This window comes from Sediminibacterium sp., assembly GCF_051861365.1.
GTDB lineage: Bacteria > Bacteroidota > Bacteroidia > Chitinophagales > Chitinophagaceae > Sediminibacterium.
Map to the genome: position 1 here is coordinate 61,464 of NZ_JBHYCW010000006.1, position 16,465 is coordinate 77,928.

The following is a 16,465-nucleotide window of genomic DNA, read 5'->3' on the forward strand; positions in this document are numbered from 1 at the left end:
ATAATGTTTATTGATCAGTTGCTTTAGTCTCCTTTTCAACAAGAAGTGCCGGTAACTGAAACTGATATTTTTTCAGGAACTCTTGTAAAATTCGTTTAAAAAGTTCTTTATTATCCATATTCATTTCAACAGGTTCGTATAAGGAGTATTTGCCATGACTTAACAGGTTTAGTGCCCGAGCAAAAAGTATATCGTCTTCTAAACCCTTAATGCATTCCGAAAAATCATTCATGCCAAAAAAGGAAGATGTTTTTTCAAGAATGGTACGTAGAATATTGAAATGGTAAGTGTAAATTTGATCTGATTCAGCAGATTGTTTCAATTCACTCAATAATGCCACATGGTGAAAGAATGGGGTATCGTCTGTTTTCTGAAGCGTATAGTTGCCAGCGATCGTTTTATGCAAGAAGTAACGCGAATGGTTGTGTTTCTTCAGTTCATTGCACATTACATTAAAGAATAAGCTATGGTGTGAGGATAGGATAGTTTTTACTTTGCCAACACCCGTTTTTAGCAGTTGAGCTAAATGACTGGCCACTGCAATGGCATTGTTTTCATCCAGAGAAGAAATAGGGTCGTCTATGTACACATATTTCACCCAATCATAGGCATTGGCACCTTCAATACTCAGTTCGCAAATGGACAAGAATACACACCAGATAAAAATATTCTCTTCACCACGTGATATTTTTATATTGTCTACAATGGTCGACTTTTCTACCTGTTGACCGGCTTCCCATTTTTTCTCTAAGACTGTTCTTTTAAACTGTACTTCTAATTTATTGTAATCGATATCAAAACTAAAATCGGCATAACGCTCCAAGTGAGTGGAAATTCTTTCTTCCAAAGCTAGTTCTTTGAAACCATTGAAAAAATTGGATGCGCTATTTAATTTCAGTATCCGTGTTTGATCTTTGTCTAAATCGTTATCCCAACTAAACAGGTCTTCTGTAAATGCGTTGAAATATAAAGTATCGCGTTGGTCATCTCCCCCTTTTTTACCTCTTTCTTTAAACTCCATAGAGAGTCTGGTTTTGCCCGTGCCGTTGAAGGCATATACCAATACAAAATCACCGGTTCTCAGGTCGTCACGAAAACGGTCTACCAATTTAGGCAGGGAGGGGTAGCTTACTATTTTAGGCGTGCCACTCATGTATTTATTTCAGATGTATTGGGGAATAAACCTTGTAGTAAGCCTTTTTTGTGGAGTTTTAAGAATCCTACTTTTTGTTTTTGAGATAGTATCATTTCGTCAAGTGATGATAATGAAGATGCAATCTTTTGTTGCTCTGTAATTGATGGTAGATAAATACAAAACTTTGAGATGTCATCTTTAGTAAAACCTTTAATTGCCATACCTTGACTATATCCAATAAGAACACTAGTTTTTGATTTAAGATAGTATGCTATGAAAAATACATCACTTTTTTGTGGAGTAAAACTTGTGAAATCTTGACTTGTGCAAATTTGATTTTTAGAAACAGCCAATTTCCCAACTCCTACCCGTGAAACAAGTAAGATACTATTCACTGGAACTAGCTTAGTAGCAGATTTTTGTAATGCCTCATTAGAAATAAATCGACTTATTTTTATCAAATGAATCGATTCTTCATCTATATCTGAGCTTGATATCCATGGGATATCACCAGTCCAAAAGGATTCGATGTCTCTGCTCGGTGTTCCGCCTCCAGTAAAATTTCCGATTTCCCCTAAACTAGTATCTTCCCACTCTCCATTATCCTCAAACTCCTGAAACCTCAACCTAGGCACAGTCTCCCCCTCAGCAGGAAATAAATTTTGTAACAAACCTTTTTTATGTGCTTGTAGTATTTCCAGTTTTTGGGTTTCGGCGGTTATTATATCATCTAATGATGAAAGGCAGGCGGCGATTTTTTGTTGTTCTTTTTTTGATTGAGGAAAATGAATCTTCATATTCCTTAAGTCGGAGTTGTACAATCTACTTATTACTCCTCCATCAGATGTTTGCCATTTCAAAGTTGAATAGCAGTAAAATAAAAACTTATTAAGCATTAATGTTTCATCATTACCTATCCATACAATATTTGAATCTTGAAAATAGGCAGGAGAGCCATCATAAACCACCAATCTTCCGATTGTTCCAGAAGCCGATATTAGAATTTCCCCAATCTTAGGAAACGCATACTTTATTTTATACTTTTTGTATGTTTCTTCTGAAATGAAAGAATCCGCCAATCCGCCAAATGTTCCAATTTTATAAAATGGAACTCCGTTAGACGAATTATTAGTTGTTTCTTCTTTAAAAATGCGTTTACACATTAAAGGCTCACCAATAACACCTAGTTTGTCTGCATTCCATACAGTGTCTTTCATAAACTCAGGAAAGCGAAGTCTTGGTAAAATTTTATCTTTATTGTCTTTACTCATACGCATTCAATCCCGATATTTCTCGCCCGGTAACTTGTTTTTTTAATAAAGGACTTAGTTCTTCCATTAAAGAGAGCTCTCTTTTTGTTCTTTCTTTCCAGCCCAGCTCTAATGGTGCAAACAATTCACTTAAAGCAGCACCATCAAATATCATTCTGTTTAAAATAGTATCCGAAAAATCTTGTAACTTTTTTGTTTCCAGTCCATACTTTTCTGCGATAGTAGCCAGTGTTTTGGTTGTTTTTTCTGCTTTAAATTGTTGGTAACCTTGACTAATTTCTTTCTCTGTTAAAGGCTTTCCTTCTTCAAGCGTGTTAATATATTCAACCATATCGTCTTTTTCCTCCATCAGGTTGGCATGTGAGCTCAATATGCCAATCAACTGGTTCCGGCTCATTTTCTGTTTGCTGGGTTTATTTTGGGTGTAATTCGCAATCAAACCCATAATATAGTCGTAATCAATGATGGCAGAAGCAAACAACACGAATTCAAACTCTAGCTGTTGCACAGCGTCGTCACTATTTTTCTGTTGTATTTCCTTTAATTGTTTAGCTGTTTCCAAGTATGAGCTTCTGAAAGAGCGTAACTGGTCTTCCGATAAAAGTTCGTTGATCTGTTGCTTTTGTTCTTCACTCAGATCGGTGTATTGGTCTAACTGTGTTTTTAATCTTTGTACTTCTTTAAACCGGTTAATAAATTCTATACGGGCTGTATCGCCTTTGAGATTATACACAGCTTCCGGTTCGCTGGCTAGGTTGCTATGTTCCATAAATGCATCCATGGCCATCACGGCTTTCTTGTATAGCTCAATCACTTTTGGTGCAGGATCTACCAGCCATATTTCTTTGGCGCCTACGGCATTGTCTTTGCCTGAAAATATGGCAATGGCATTGTCTACATCGTCTTGCTGACTCTTGAAATCAAGGATATTGCCATAAGGTTTGGTATCGTTCAAGACCCGATTAGTACGGCTAAAAGCCTGAATGAGGCCATGATATTTAAGGTTCTTGTCTACATATAAAGTATTCAGGTATTTGGAGTCGAAACCGGTCAGTAACATGTCCACCACAATCACGATATCAATTTTGTTGGCATGTGGGTAATCGGCATTACTAAATCGCTGAAATTTAATGCGTTGCTGTATATCCTGATAATACAGGTCAAATTCATTGATACTGTGGTTGGTGCCGTATTGTTGGTTATAATCAGCAATGATCTGTTGTAGTGCTTTTTTCTTTTCTTCAGGAGCGGTTTCGTTATCTACTTTCTCTTGTTGCAGGTCTTCTTGTAATTGCAATACATCTTTATTGCCTTCGGCAGGAGGGGAGAAAACGCAAGTAATATTTAATGGAATATAGTTTTCATTCGTTTCTTTTTCTTTTTGTTGTAACTCTTTAAATTCTTTATAGTATTCTATCGCGTCATTGATGGAAGAGGTGGCGAGTATGGCATTAAACTTCCTGTTATTGGTAGCTGAATCATGTTTGTTAAAAATGGCATTGATAACAGCTGTTTTATGCAGGAGTCCTCCGTTGGGGGAAGTAGCAGTTGGCTTAAAATAGTCAATATGAAATCGCAATACATTCTTATCATCAATGGCATGCGTGATGGTATAGGCATGTAACTGTTTTTGGAAAATTTTTTCTGTTGTTACATAGGATCCAATTGTACCATCAAATTGTTTATAGGTAGCATTCTCATCAAAAATCGGTGTGCCCGTAAAGCCAAATAACTGTGCATTCGGGAAGAATTCTTTGATGGCTTTATGATTTTCTCCAAATTGTGAACGATGGCACTCGTCAAAAATGAATACAATACGTTTACTTCTCAAGGGTTCAAGTCGTTCTTTGTAATTGTTCTTATTGGTGGCATCTAATGCCAGTCCTAATTTTTGAATGGTGGTAACAATTACTTTGTTGGCATGATCCTCTGAAAGCATGCGCCTCACCAATGTTTCGGTATTGGTATTTTCTTCTACACAACCTTCTTGGAATTTATTGAATTCTTCACGTGTTTGTCGGTCAAGGTCTTTACGGTCAACCACAAACAAACATTTTTCAATATCCGGATTGTCTTTCAGTAGGGTAGAGGCTTTAAAAGAAGTCAATGTTTTACCGCTTCCCGTTGTGTGCCAGATATAGCCATTACCTCTGTTTTGTTGTATGCAGTCTACGATGGCTTTTACCGCATAGATCTGGTAAGGCCGCATCACCAGTAATTTTTGTTCGCTTGCCACCAATACCATGTATTTGCTGATCATCTGACTCAGGGTGCATTTGCTCAGAAATTTTTCAGCAAAATCATCTAAGAAGTTAATTTTTTGATTGTCTTCACTTGCCAATTTGTAAATGGGTAAAAACTGTTCATCTGCATTAAAACTAAAATGGGTATTGTTATTATTGGCAAAATAATAGGTATTGGAACGGTTACTTACAATAAATAACTGCATAAAGCAAAGCAGCGAATTGGTATAACCATTACCCGGATCCGTTTTATAGTCTACAATCTGCTGCATAGCCCTGCGTGGACTTACTTCCAGACTTTTCAATTCGATTTGAACTATGGGGATGCCATTAATGAGCAGTATTACATCATATCGGTGATGACTGTTATGGGTATTGATGCGAAGTTGATTGATTACTTCAAAATCATTTTTGCACCAATCTTTGATATTTACCAGACTATAGTGGAGAGGGGTATCATCTTCACGTGTAAAAGTGTTGATTTCACGCAGGCGTTTGGAAGAAGCAAAAACATCTGTATTGATGATCTCGTCTTTTAGTCTGGCGAATTCAGCATCTGTTAAATTGACGCGGTTCAGCGTCTGAAATTTTTGACGAAAGTTTTGTTCAAGGGATTCTCTATCACGTATATCGTTCCTATACGTATACTTTAAATCCAATAGCTTGGCTATTAATCCTTCCTCAATTTGTAGTTCCTTGGTCATTGAATGATTTCTGTCCATTCAAAGTTATTGTTTTTTTGTTCCCTTTATCTCAATATACGCCTGACGTGGAGTAAATACTAAATTTTTTTAAGGGTTTGAAAATGGAGGGAGTCGAAGGGTAATTAAACAGACGCATGTGTTGGTGTATTGAGCTGTGAGCTTAGAGCCGCATGCTGCAAGCTTCTAGCTGTGCGTTGATCAATGTAGAATAAGAAATTTCTTTTGTTGGGGGGTAAGTCGTTATATAGGTTCTTATAAATTTTGCTTTAAGTGTTGTATCAAAAAGCAGGAATAGTCTTACAACCCTCTATTTTGCGGATGAAAAAAACACCGTTGTATGCTTTTTGCCAGGGATAAGATTGGTTTCTATGTTGACTCATTGGTAAAGAACCTTTCATACTGAACGAAACAGGGAATTTCATCTTTTGATTTAGGTCAGTCCAATCAATAAAAGCATAATTCCAATGTTTAGGTAGCCAATTTTCGAAACTATTTTTAACAGGTTCTTCCGCTATAGTTGTATAATCAGGTCTGGTAGTCCAAACTGATGTTGCTTCTGCTGAAGTGAATCCTAATGCATAATAACTGTGTGGATTGTATTGAGGATCGCCCAATAAATGCCCTAACATATTTTCAGTATCAGCTCTATTATTTGTTTGATCAATCCTTTTAACGATATGCGCGTTGTGGGCCCAGATGATTATTTTCTCGTTAGGATATTTTTCATTAGCCAACCACATAATATTTTCAAACATTTGCGTATCTCTTATACTGAAATTTCGACGTTGTTCTTTCAATAAGTACGGAAGTATGTTTCTGTATGCTGCGAGTACATTATCAACTAAAACTTTCTCATCACTTGTCAATTGCTTTTTTTTCTGCGAACTGTATAAGTTTTCTAATGCAAGTTTACCTTTCTGACAAGCCTCGGGGTCGGCTTTTTGACCATTGAAAAATATGGCATGTAGGTTGTCTGCTACCTTTACTGACCATTCTTTTTCTATCTGAGTTTCTGTAATTTTTGATAAGGCGCTTTCAAGTTTTGGCTTAAGTTGAGTAAATGAGAAAGGAGTTTGTAATTGACAATCCATCCCAGCAATTACTAAAGGAGATTTTGTTGATTGGCTTTCCCAGATATAGTTGTATAAAAATGGGGCAGCTTTATCGCACCAAGACCACATGCCTGCAAGATTCTGGTAAAGAAATCTTCTGAGACTATCCTTGGTTTTGTCAACTTTTTCGAATCCGTATGTAAGACCGAAATAGTCTGATTCAAAAACTAAAACATTGAATCCCTTTTTCTCATGAAGATATTTTATGATTCTTCCTTTTGCTTCAAAAGTAGTGCCATCCCCATGCATTTGTTCTCCTAATGCTACAATTCGGGCATTTCCAATAGCATTGCCCAATACCTCCAGGTCATCAAAATTGGAACTGTCAATATGAATGGAAGTGATTTGGCGAGAAGTTTCCTGTACATATCTCTTGATTTCTTTTTGAGATGATGCAGTAGTTTGGCAAAAAAGTACCAGAAAAGCAATGAGTGAAAAAGTTATAAGAAAAGGTATCCGCATATTTTGAGATTAATGATGAATCATTAATTCCATAATAAAGTCATCCATAAAAAATCCATTGCCAATATCCAATTTCACTTCTTCAGCAATGGTGAATCCCATGCGTGTGTAGAAGTCTTTGGCAGCGTTCTGCTTATTGACTTGTAAGAAGAGTCGGGTATGATTTTTTTCTTTTGTGTATGCAATGACTTTTTGTAAGAGTGCTTTTCCTGCTCCTGATTTTTGAATGGTGGGAAGGATGTAGAGTTTATTCAGTTTACATCCTTGATTGCCTTCTTCTGAAACAGAAGCAAACCCAATCGGTTGATCATTGAGTTCTGCAAGATAAAACTGATGTCCCTTTTGCATTTGTTCCAACAATGCATCATCGCTGTAGATCATGTCTAACATGTAACGTATCTGTTCCTGCGATATGATTTTGCCATACGCTTCAGGCCAAGTGTTTTCCGCTAATGATCTAATGACACTTCTATCATTTGAATCGGCTTCTCTGATATGTAAATTGGCTGACATGTTACAGGTTCTTCAAACTCTCTTCAATGTTTTGAATACGCGCTTCTGCATCTGCTAATTTCTTTTGTTCGAGTGCCACTACTTCCGGTTTCGCATTTTGAACAAATCTCTCATTGCTAAGCTTTTTTAATACGCTTTCTCGAAACCTAATCTGATAAGCCAAATCTTTTTCTAATTCTTTCTTGTATTCGTCATTGTTTCCAATAATTTTTTCTATACAGAATTTCATATCACCTTTTAGAAAGAATGAATATGTCTTTGTGGTGTCTATTCCTTTATCATAAAAGAATCGTACATTTTCTTGTCTTTCAATTAGTGCTTCAATTCTTTTAATCGAGCCTTCTTGTTCTAAGGAACAAAAAGTGAGAAGCTCTACCGGCTCACTTTTTTTAATTTGTTGTTGAACTCTTACGCCACGAATAAAATTTTGTAAGTCTTGTGCAAAAAGACCAAGGTCAATTAATGTAATGTCAGGTAAGGGAGCACTTTTTATTTGTTTGATGCACAAGTCTTCTTTTTGCCCACGCAGTAAATGATAAATCTCTTCTGTAATGAATGGCATATAAGGATGCAATAATTGCATCATCTCTTCAAAATAGATAAGGGTTTTTTCGTACACCACTGGATCAACCGGTTGCTCAAATCCGGGTTTCGCCCATTCAAGATACCAACTGCAGAAATCATCCCATATCAATGAATACAAAACTTTCAAGGCTTCACTTAATCGGAATTGCTGCATCAGTGTTTCCACTTCTACTTTGGCTTGTTGTAAGCGCGATTCGAACCAATCGGTAGCGAAGGAGGAAGAAGGCTGTGAGTTGTGAGCTGTGAGTTGCGCGCTTTTTTCTATTCTGGTTTCCCAGCTTTTGATGAGTTTGAGTGCGTTCCAGAGTTTGTTGTTGAAATTGCGACCTTGTTCTAGGGAAGCTTCATCAAATAAAATATCATTACCCGCAGGAGAGGAGATCATGATACCAAATCTTACAGCATCGGCTCCATATTGATCAATGAGTGCTAGGAGATCAGGAGAGTTGCCTAAACTCTTACTCATTTTTCTTCCTTGCTTATCCCTCACAATACCCGTAAAGTATACATGCTTGAAAGGAATTTCTTTCATGTATTCTTCACCCGCCATGATCATACGCGCTACCCAGAAGAAAATAATCTCAGGGGCTGTTACCAATGTATTGGTTGGATAATAATATTTTACTTCTGCATTACCCGGATTGGACAATCCCTTGAACACTTCAAAAGGCCATAACCAACTGGAGAACCAAGTGTCCAAACAATCATCATCCTGTCGAATATCTTCCAATCTCAAATCTGCGATCTGTGATCTGAGATTTTCAAATGCTTCTTCTCTCGTAGTTGCTACCGCATAAGTGCCATCAGGAGCATACCATGCAGGGATACGATGTCCCCACCATAGTTGGCGACTGATACACCAATCTTTAATATTCTCCATCCAATGGCGATAGAGATTTTTGAATTTGGCAGGATGGAATTCAATTTCCCCTTCCATCACTGCTTTCAATGCCGGCTCAGATATCTTTTTCATATCTACCCACCACTGTAAACTCAGTCGAGGTTCTACTACGGCATCAGTTCGTTCACTGTATCCAATCTGATTGGTATAATCTTCAACTTTAACGATATGTCCTTTTGCTTCTAGTTCGGGAACAATTTTCTTACGTACTTCAAAACGATCTTCACCAATATATAACTGCGCAGCTTCACTTAGGGTACCATCATCATTCATCGTTTCAATGACTTCCAGGTTGTATTTCTGTCCAAGCTGATAATCATTCATATCATGTGCAGGCGTTACTTTTAAAGCGCCGGTTCCAAATTCTGTGGTCACATAATCATCAGCAATGATGGGAATTCGTCTTCCAATTAATGGAACAACCGCATACTTGCCATGTAAGTGTTGGTAGCGATCATCATTCGGATTCACACAAATAGCAGTATCCCCTAAAATAGTCTCAGGTCTAACCGTGGCGATGGTAATAAACTCTTTTTCTTTGGTACTACTGTCATCTGTCAACTCCAAACTGTCAACTACTTCATATCGAACATAATACAACTTGCTCTGAACTTCTTTATAAATTACCTCTTCATCACTCAAAGCAGTTTTTGCTTTGACATCCCAGTTGATCATGCGTTTACCACGATAAATCCAACCTTTTTTATGGAGGTCTACAAACACATTGATCACAGAACGATAGTAATCTTCATCCATGGTGAAAGAAGTACGGTTCCAATCTAAACTGCAGCCCATTTTTTTCAACTGCTGCAAAATGATGCCACCATATTTTTCTTTCCATTCCCAAGCATATTGTAGAAACTCATCTCGACCAATAGCAGATTTGGCAATACCTCTCTCGCGCAACATAGCTACTACCTTAGCCTCTGTCGCAATAGAAGCATGGTCGGTACCGGGTACCCAACAGGCATTTTTACCCTGCATACGGGCGCGACGAACCAGAATATCCTGAATGGTATTGTTGAGGCAATGTCCCATATGAAGCACTCCGGTAACATTGGGTGGAGGTATTACAACAGTGAAAGACTCCCTTTCGTCGGGTGTACTGTTGAAATAACCTTTACTTAGCCAATGTTGGTACCATCTGGCTTCAATATCTCCCGGGATATAATTCTTACTCAATTCCATTCCTGAACTCATTTTTAAGGCTGGCAAAACTACGAAAATAGTGGGGGAGTAAGAGGGGTTAAAAAAAACCACGCATTGCGTGGTTCATATATACAATACAAGGGGATTTCCTTACCAGATAAATACGGCTTCATTCCATTCCAATAAGGAGATAGCTGCCGGCTGTTGTTGTTCTGATTTTTCTTCCTTGGGTGCTTTTTTAAGCTGTTCCAACGCATTACGTTGCTTTAGAGACATAGAAGTACAACAGCTTGCTACTTTCTTTCCTGCTGTTTTGCAGAAATTGCGAACTTGGTGGGTACTGCAAGCAGTAAAAGCCATCAAGAGACAAATCAAAACAATATTCTTCATGTCAGTTGTTTTCTGGAACAAAGCTAACCTGCTCATGCAAACCATTAGGTTAACCATTGTTAATTATACCTAACGTTCTTTTATGAATTAGGTTACAGTTTTACCGCATTTTTTTCTGACTTATTAGTCTATGTAAGGGCAAAAACATTACAGTCTGCTGTATCAAAGCAGAAAAATCCAGAAAACAAAGGGGTGCAGCGAAAAAGCGCGTTTTTAGGAGCGACCCTTCCATTCGAGATAAGACAATACAACAACAGTAATCAGGATAATGGCTACGATGGCAGCATTACGTGCATTTTCACTAATGTGAAATTGTGATTTTGTGTTTGACATGGCAGGTAGATTTGGTACGTAAAAAAATTTTTACGGTCTTCCAGAGGATATTTTATATCGTTCAGAAGAAATCCAAGCTGTCAATAAAACCGGGGCTGTCGGGGGTGAATTGAATCTTTGTTTGTAAGATATGGTTTAATTCACGAATTTACAAGCCTTATTGTATGCAATTTGCTATTGTGGATATCGAGACAACGGGCGGTTTTCCGGAACAACATGGAATGACCGAGATCGCTATCGTATTACACAATGGTACCGAAGTGGAGGGTAAATATGAGACCCTGATCAATCCCCACCAAGAAATTCCACCCTATATCGCCAATATGACCGGTATTTCAGATGCCATGGTTGCCAAAGCGCCCTCATTTGAAACGGTTGCACAAGAAATTTATAACCTTTTATCCGGTCGGATATTTGTAGCGCATAACGTGAATTTTGATTATTCTTTTGTGAAGTATCATTTACAAAAAGCAGGTTATCAGTTACATGTGCCAAAATTATGTACGATCCGACTCAGCCGGAAAGTGTTTCCGGGGTTTCGAAAATATGGATTGGGGCATCTTTGCAGAGAACTGGATATTCCCATCACCAATCGTCATCGGGCAGGGGGAGATGCGCTGGCCACTGCGCAGATATTGGACATGGTGATACAGAACAATGGGGAACGTTTGATCAAAGAAATGCTGAAAAAAGACAATCATGGTCAAACCCTACCCGCACACTTGCCGGAAAAGCAGGTAATGGGCTTACCGCAAAAACCCGGTGTGTATTATTTCCATGATCAAAAGGATAAAGTACTCTATGTTGGTAAAGCCAAAAATCTCAAAAAAAGAGTGATCAGTCACTTTACCGGATTGGACATCAGTAAAAAAAGACAAGAACTTTTACGAACTGTCTATCGAATATCTTATGTGGAATGTCCAACAGAATTCATCGCATCCTTATTTGAAAGTGTTGAGATCAAAAGGCTTTGGCCGATTCATAATAAAAGTCAAAAAAGATTCGAACAAGTTTGGGGTATTTATCAGTTTGAAGATAATAGGGGTTATATCAGATTGGGGATTGATAAAAAAAGAAAACATTTGCAACCCATTGCTTGCTTCGCTTTACTGGCAGATGCACATCGTATGTTATGGAAACTGGTAAAAATGCATGATTTGCATCCAGCTTTGTGTTTCCTGGATCTTACCACACAACATGAATGGTCTGATGTGCAAGAATATAATCAACGTGTACGCACAGCACTTCAATGGGTCGCCGACCAGAAAGAAACGTTTGTGATTCGTGATCAATCTGCATATGTATTAGTCGAAAATGGTATTTTTTATGGAATGGGAACTCCATCTGCAGACATCGGAATTCATGAATTAGATACGTTGAAAGAGCATTTGACCATGTATCCTGAAAATGAAGCCATCCGTTCCATGATCCGTAATTATACGGAACGCTATCCCTCCAAAGTCATTCGCATCGCATAGATCTTCTGTGTTCTTCAGTGAACTCAGTGGCAATTAATTGCCGCTGTAGACAACTAAGAATACAGAAATATAGAGTGGCTACATTTTTTTGGTCATTATTACCTTCTTTGATTTTGATGTAACCATTGGTATTGAAACCTTTATACTTATATTCGTAACCCCTTATATGTATTCAAAACTGGAAGTACATGCTGGAAAATGAAGATTTCAGAAGGGTTTTTATGGCTATGCCCATGCCTTCCTTATTATTACGTGCAGATAGTCCGGTATTTACGATCATTGATGTAAATGAAGCTTATTTACAAGCAACAGGTAGTAGTGCTACTGATCTCTTGCACAAAGGCGTTTTTGAAGCTTTTCCGGATAATCCTGATCTGGAAGATGCGAATGGCGTGAGTAATCTTAGAACATCACTTGATCTAGTAGTCTGTACAGGATCTGCCCATAAAATGCCGGTTCAACGATTTGATATACCTATACGTGGAGGAAATGAATTTGTACTAAAATATTGCCTTACCCATAATGTACCTGTACTAGACCATGAGGGTAAAACATATTTTATCATTCACTCTGTTATAGATGTAACAGCCGAAATTGAGAACCGGGATAAAAATGAAATTGCAGAAAGAGATCTGAACAAAGCCAAGGATTTATTATTGCAGGCGGAGGATATTACACAAATTGGAAGTTGGGAATTGGATCTTTCTAATAATGAATTGTATTGGTCTGAAGGGGTATTCCGTATTTGCGGGTATGAACCGGGAGAAATGCAAATCAACTTTGCAACAGGATTAAGTGTCATTCATCCTGATGATCAGGAGATGGCCTTACAAGCAATGCAGCACACTATTGAACACGGAGATACTTATGAAATCATTAAAAGATTTATTCGCAAAGATGGTAGTATTCGCATCATTAACTCACGTGCAAAAATCATCTTAAATGAAAGAGGGGAAAAAGTAAAACTGGCCGGGGTATTCCAGGATATTACAGAAAGAAAAAAGACACAACAAGCTTTAGAAGACGCTTATCAGGAAAAGCACATGATTCTCGAGAGTATTGGAGATGGTTTTTTTGCAGTAGATAAGGAATGGAAAGTTCATTATTGGAATCAATCAGCTGAGCGAATTCTTGGACTGTCGCGAACAGAAGTGCTTGGAAAACATATCTATTCAATTTATCCGGAACAACAATATGCTACTTTTTATACCAACTGTGTTATTGCAGAGCGTGATCAAGTAACCATGCATTTTGAAGAATACGTGGAACCTCTAGGTATATGGATTGATGTGAGTGTGTATCCTTCTCCTTCAGGATTATTGGTTTATTTCAGAGATGTAACAGAACGAAAAGAGATTCAAAAGCAATTTGAATCAGTCGTTAATAATATGCCCGGTATAACTTATCGTTGTTTATTGGATGATAAGTGGAGTATGCTTTTTATTAGTAATGGCGTAGAAGCGATTACAGGATATCCGGCTGCCGATTTTGTGATAAACAAGACACGTACATTTTCAAGTATCATCCATCCGGATGATTTGAATGCTACTTTTATTATCGCAGAACCATTATCAAAAGGAGAAGTATTTAGTATTCAATATCGGATCATTTGTGCTGATGGTGATATAAAGTGGGTAGAAGATAAAGGAAGAGGTGTATACAATAATAGTCATCAATTAATATATATTGATGGAGTGATCATGGATATTACAGAACAAAAACAATACCAGGAAACCTTGCTACGACTCAATGAAGAGTTGAATAAACGAGCGCAAGATCTGGCTATTTCCAATGCAGAACTCGAGCAGTTTGCTTATGTGGCATCTCATGATCTGCAGGAGCCCCTTCGAATGATCACCGGATTTTTATCGCAGTTGGAAAAGAAATATAAGCATGAATTAGATGATACAGCCAGACAATATATCGGTTTTGCAACGGATGGTGCTAAGCGTATGCGAACTGTCATATTAGATTTATTGGAATATTCTCGAGTAGGGAGTGTTGATTATGAGAAAGAGCCGGTCAATATTCATCAGGTCATCGCTGAAATTTTAGAAATGAACAGAAATGATCTGATTCGAAGAGAAGCTAGGGTATTTTTTGATGGGATGCCATTGATCAGAGCAGCTAGAACACCTATTTCACAACTATTCCAAAATTTAATCACCAATGCACTCAAATATCAGTCGCCGGATCAGCGACCTGAAATAAAAATTACGGCTACTGAATATCCATCATACTGGCAGTTTGCAGTAGCAGACAATGGAATAGGTATTGAAAAAGAATATTTTGAGAAAATATTTGTAATTTTTCAAAGATTACATCATAGGAATGAGTATTCCGGAACGGGTATTGGACTATCCATTTGTAAAAAAATAGTTGACATGCACAATGGAAAAATTTGGGTGGAATCATTACGTGGAAGAGGCAGTACATTTTTCTTTACGATCGAGAAATAAAGGATCACATAGGTTGGAATTGAAAATATAAAATAACAAATTTGAAACCGATACACATTTTACTGGTAGAAGATAACGAAGGGGATATTCTACTCACAACTGAAGCATTGAATGACCGAAAAATTACCAATGAAGTAAGTATTGCCCGTGATGGGACAGAAGCCTTGGACTTTTTGAGAAAAACAGGAAAGTTTAGTGAAGCAGCAACCCCTGATCTGATTTTATTGGACATTAATTTGCCCAAGATGAATGGTCATGATGTGTTAGGTGTCATCAAAAACGATGATGAGCTAAAAAAGATTCCTGTAATTATGTTAACGACATCTTCATCAAAAAGAGATATCGATATGTCCTACGAAAAAGGAGCCAATTGTTATATCACCAAGCCGGTTGACATGGATGACTTCTTACATACGATATCTTCCATCGAAAATTTTTGGATATCAGTCGTTCAACTTCCTACACGTTAAGCAAATATCCATGGAGAAATACAACTGGCATGTACACATTCTGGTAGTAGAGGATAATCCCGGTGATCTTTTGCTAATAGAAGAGTTTCTAAAAGATGAGATTACTTTACCTGTCATTCATCATGCAACTGATTTTAAGACTGCTGAAACCTTACTCAATAATCAACAACTCAAATTCGATTTTATCCTTTTGGATCTTTCATTGCCGGATGGAATCGGAGAGGCATTGGTCAAAAAAGTAATGGCGATATCTGCTGAAACACCGCTGATTGTGCTTACGGGTTATACCGATAAAAATTTTGGTACAAAAGCGATTTCAATGGGGGTTTCTGATTACTTGCTTAAAGATGATCTCACTTCTTCACATCTTTTCAAAAGTCTTTTATTTACCAGAGAACGTAGTGCCTTCAATAAACAATTGACTGAATCGGAAAAAAAGTATCGTGATATTTTCCATTCAAGCCCACAACCCATGTGGGTATACGATTATGATACCTACCAATTCTTAGATGTGAATGAAGCGGCCATCAGTCACTATGGTTATAGTAAGGAAGAATTTCTTAAGATGACTATCTTTCATCTAAGAATCGAGGAAGATATACCTGAATTGAAAAGAATTTTGCAGTCAGCTATTGATCAGAATGAAAATCATATTAAGGGTATTTTCCAGCATCTAAAAAAAGATGGTACACTTATAACGGTTCAAATCCAAAGCAGTAGTATAAACTTTAATTATCGAAAAGCAGGCCTTGTATTAGCGATTGATCTTACTGAGCGATTGCAATATGTACAGGCCATTGAGCAGCATAATCAATTATTCAGAGATATTGCTTGGACACAATCACATAGTGTACGGGCTCCTTTGTCGAGGTTATTGGGGCTGGTTCATTTGTTAAATGAGATGGGAGAGCAGGTACCTGAAAAAGTTAAAGAAATCATCCGGTATATCTCAATTTCAGGGAATGAGTTGGATGATATTGTGAAAGAAATTGTACGAAAAGCAGAGACTACAGCGTTAAAAGATAAGTATACAAACAGTAATGTGGATTAACGGTGCAGATAATAAATCACCATTTTGTGGTAAAAACCTACTACAAGCTGTGAGCCAGGAGCTTCGAGCTTTTCTAAGTTAATTTTTAAGGATCAAATAACCTGCTTGGATATTTTAAGTATTTCTTTTAAACGGTGTATGACTAATATTCAAGGCTCGTAGCTCACAGCCTATTTCCTTCGAGAGTACAGTATAATAAATCCATGTTC

The 16,465-nt window shown here is 37.5% G+C and carries 11 protein-coding genes; 4 read left to right on the forward strand and 7 right to left on the reverse strand.

Translation table 11 applies throughout. The features are described 5' to 3' along the window. Positions 1-7: 7 nt before the first annotated feature. The 7 genes from ACTIEV_RS04245 to ACTIEV_RS04275 all read right to left on the reverse strand — a co-directional run bounded on the left by ACTIEV_RS04245 (position 8) and on the right by ACTIEV_RS04275 (position 10,465). A complete protein-coding gene (locus ACTIEV_RS04245; protein ID WP_322195422.1) occupies positions 8-1,153 on the reverse strand; it encodes an AAA family ATPase in 1,146 nt (381 codons plus the stop codon). Continuing rightward, a complete protein-coding gene (locus ACTIEV_RS04250; protein ID WP_322195421.1) occupies positions 1,150-2,412 on the reverse strand; it encodes a restriction endonuclease subunit S in 1,263 nt (420 codons plus the stop codon). The genes ACTIEV_RS04245 and ACTIEV_RS04250 overlap by 4 nt, the downstream gene beginning before the upstream one ends. Beyond that, entirely contained in the window at positions 2,399-5,353 is a 2,955-nt protein-coding gene (locus tag ACTIEV_RS04255; protein ID WP_322195420.1) for a type I restriction endonuclease subunit R, read from the reverse strand. The genes ACTIEV_RS04250 and ACTIEV_RS04255 overlap by 14 nt, the downstream gene beginning before the upstream one ends. A gap of 278 nt (positions 5,354-5,631) precedes the next feature. Then, positions 5,632-6,762 (reverse strand): erythromycin esterase family protein, encoded by a 1,131-nt coding sequence (locus ACTIEV_RS04260; RefSeq protein WP_322195419.1) that lies wholly within the window; start codon positions 6,760-6,762, stop codon positions 5,632-5,634. 174 nt (positions 6,763-6,936) lie between these two features. Continuing rightward, positions 6,937-7,440: a GNAT family N-acetyltransferase gene (locus ACTIEV_RS04265; RefSeq protein WP_439516175.1), complete on the reverse strand. Its 504-nt coding sequence runs from the start codon at positions 7,438-7,440 to the stop codon at positions 6,937-6,939. A gap of 1 nt (position 7,441) precedes the next feature. After that, entirely contained in the window at positions 7,442-10,126 is a 2,685-nt protein-coding gene (locus ACTIEV_RS04270; protein WP_439516176.1) for a valine--tRNA ligase, read from the reverse strand. A gap of 99 nt (positions 10,127-10,225) precedes the next feature. Continuing rightward, positions 10,226-10,465 (reverse strand): hypothetical protein, encoded by a 240-nt coding sequence (locus tag ACTIEV_RS04275; RefSeq protein WP_439516177.1) that lies wholly within the window; start codon positions 10,463-10,465, stop codon positions 10,226-10,228. A 497-nt stretch (positions 10,466-10,962) separates the two neighbouring features. Between ACTIEV_RS04275 and ACTIEV_RS04280 the strand changes: the two genes are divergently transcribed. The 4 genes from ACTIEV_RS04280 (at position 10,963) to ACTIEV_RS04295 (ending at position 16,256) form a co-directional block, all read left to right on the forward strand. Further along, entirely contained in the window at positions 10,963-12,276 is a 1,314-nt protein-coding gene (locus ACTIEV_RS04280) for an exonuclease domain-containing protein (protein WP_439516178.1), read from the forward strand. A gap of 188 nt (positions 12,277-12,464) precedes the next feature. Beyond that, positions 12,465-14,735: a PAS domain S-box protein gene (locus tag ACTIEV_RS04285; protein WP_439516179.1), complete on the forward strand. Its 2,271-nt coding sequence runs from the start codon at positions 12,465-12,467 to the stop codon at positions 14,733-14,735. A 41-nt stretch (positions 14,736-14,776) separates the two neighbouring features. Continuing rightward, positions 14,777-15,205: a response regulator gene (locus tag ACTIEV_RS04290; RefSeq protein ID WP_439516180.1), complete on the forward strand. Its 429-nt coding sequence runs from the start codon at positions 14,777-14,779 to the stop codon at positions 15,203-15,205. Positions 15,206-15,215: 10 nt separating this feature from the next. Further along, on the forward strand, positions 15,216-16,256 hold the full coding sequence (locus tag ACTIEV_RS04295; protein WP_439516181.1) for a PAS domain S-box protein: 1,041 nt from the start codon (positions 15,216-15,218) through the stop codon (positions 16,254-16,256). The last annotated feature ends 209 nt before the right edge of the window (positions 16,257-16,465 follow it).